Source organism: Kitasatospora sp. A2-31, from assembly GCF_022288725.1.
GTDB lineage: Bacteria > Actinomycetota > Actinomycetes > Streptomycetales > Streptomycetaceae > Kitasatospora.
Window position 1 is genome coordinate 1 of record NZ_JAKNTA010000147.1, and the last position, 1649, is coordinate 1649.

The window sequence follows — 1649 nt, forward strand, 5'->3', positions numbered from 1 at the left end:
GCCGGGGCGAAGCAGTTGCGGGGGGGCGCTAATGGTCGGCACCACCAAACCGCCGGTGACCGGGTTGGCGTACTCCATGATCACGCCGTCGTACGGGGATCCCTCGCCCGCGCGGGCCAGCCGGCGGAGCGCCTCGTAGCTGGGCTCCCAGGGCCAGCCGAGCAGCGGGGAGTACGGGCGGCTCCACTTCTCGACCCCGTACGGCAGCAGGGTGCCGGCGTAGCTGAGCAGCGAGGAGTTCACCACCGTGCCGGGCTGCTGGTAGAGCTCGGGGTGGACTTCGTAGAAGCCCGCGTCGAGGGCGTTGACGAGCGGGATGTCCAGTCCGTCCTGCCAGATCACCGGTTCGTCCGAGGCCTCGTTGCCGTGCTCGTGCCAGGTGTTGTTGGGCGTGATCGCGAAGTCGCGCGGCCCGACCTTGAGCTTCTGGCCGTCCACGATCGTCCAGGCGCCGGTGCCCTCGTGGACGAAGCGCAGCGCGGCTGCCTGGTGGCGGTGCGCGGTCATCGCCTCACCCGGTCCCATGATCTGCAGGCCGGTGTACAACAGGCCGACGGCAGCGCTCAGTTCACGCCGGCCGGGGTTGACCAGCATCACCACCCGGCGGCCGGCGTCGTCCGCCCGGACCAGCGGCAGCGCCTTGCGGACCAGCGGTGCCAGGTCGGCGTAGCGCCAGAGCACCGGGACGGACCTGGGCTGCGGGTACCAGGGCTCGATCTCGTTCGCCACCGTCCACAGCGCGCCGGCCTCCTGCTTGGCCAGCTCCTCGTAGTAGGCGGCGAGTTCGGGGCTGTCGCCGACCCTGGCCCGGCCCAGCCGGGTGTCGTCGTAGTCGTTCACGCTTCCTCCTGGTGGTGGGTGCCGCTCTCCTGCTCGGGATGGGGCCGGCTCGCCGGGGGTCGGTGTCCGTCGGGTCGGAGTCCGTCGGGTCGGAGTCCGTCGGGTCGGAATCCGTCGGGTCGGAATCCGTCGGGTCGGTGGCCCTCGTGGAGGTGCACGGGCCGGTGCGGGTCGGTGTCGACGTGCAGCCGGAAGACGTCGAAGCGGTTGTAGTGGCCGACGATGTCGTGCATCTGCTTGGGCTGGAGGCAGCGCGCGAGGTCGATCTCGGCGTAGACGATGCCCTCCTCGTCGACCAGCGGCTCCGTGACCGGGCGCCCGTCCGGGCCGAAGACTCCGGAGAGCGCGGCGCGCGGGCGGGCGAGCTGCTTGCGGACCCGCTGGTCCTCACCGGCCACCAGGTCGACGATCTCGGGCGAGATCGTCGAGCAGGACACCACGGTGAACACCTTGCCCTCGAAGCAGTGCGCGGCCGCGCGCAGCGCGACGGCCTCCGCCATGTCGTAGTCGTCGGGCGCGACCGGCAGGGCGATGTAGCTTGCGGCGTGCACCAGTTCGCCCTGGGCGAGCAGGGTGAAGCGGGCCAGCGGGTTGGTGTTCTCGCCGCAGGCGAGCGCTCCGAGCGGGCCGATCGGCGTGCGGTGCACCACCAGTGAGCTGCCGTCGCCCGGGGCCCAGGTCAGCTTCTCGGCCCAGGTCGGGACCAGCTTGCGGTGCACGCCGAGCAGCCTGCCGTCCGGGCCGATGGTGAGCAGCGTGTTGTAGAGGGTGCCCAGGCCGGGCCCGCCGCGCTCGTTGACGCCGATCAC

The 1649-nt window shown here is 71.7% G+C and carries 2 protein-coding genes; both read right to left on the bottom strand.

Going from position 1 to position 1649, the window contains the following annotated elements:
* A partial coding sequence (locus tag MCM47_RS40340; RefSeq protein ID WP_238951794.1) for a cupin domain-containing protein occupies positions 1 to 840 on the bottom strand: 840 nt, incomplete at its 3' end.
* The coding region (locus MCM47_RS40345) for a nitrilase-related carbon-nitrogen hydrolase (RefSeq protein WP_305068080.1) at positions 837 to 1649 on the bottom strand (813 nt) is incomplete at its 5' end. The genes MCM47_RS40345 and MCM47_RS40340, both read right to left, overlap by 4 nt.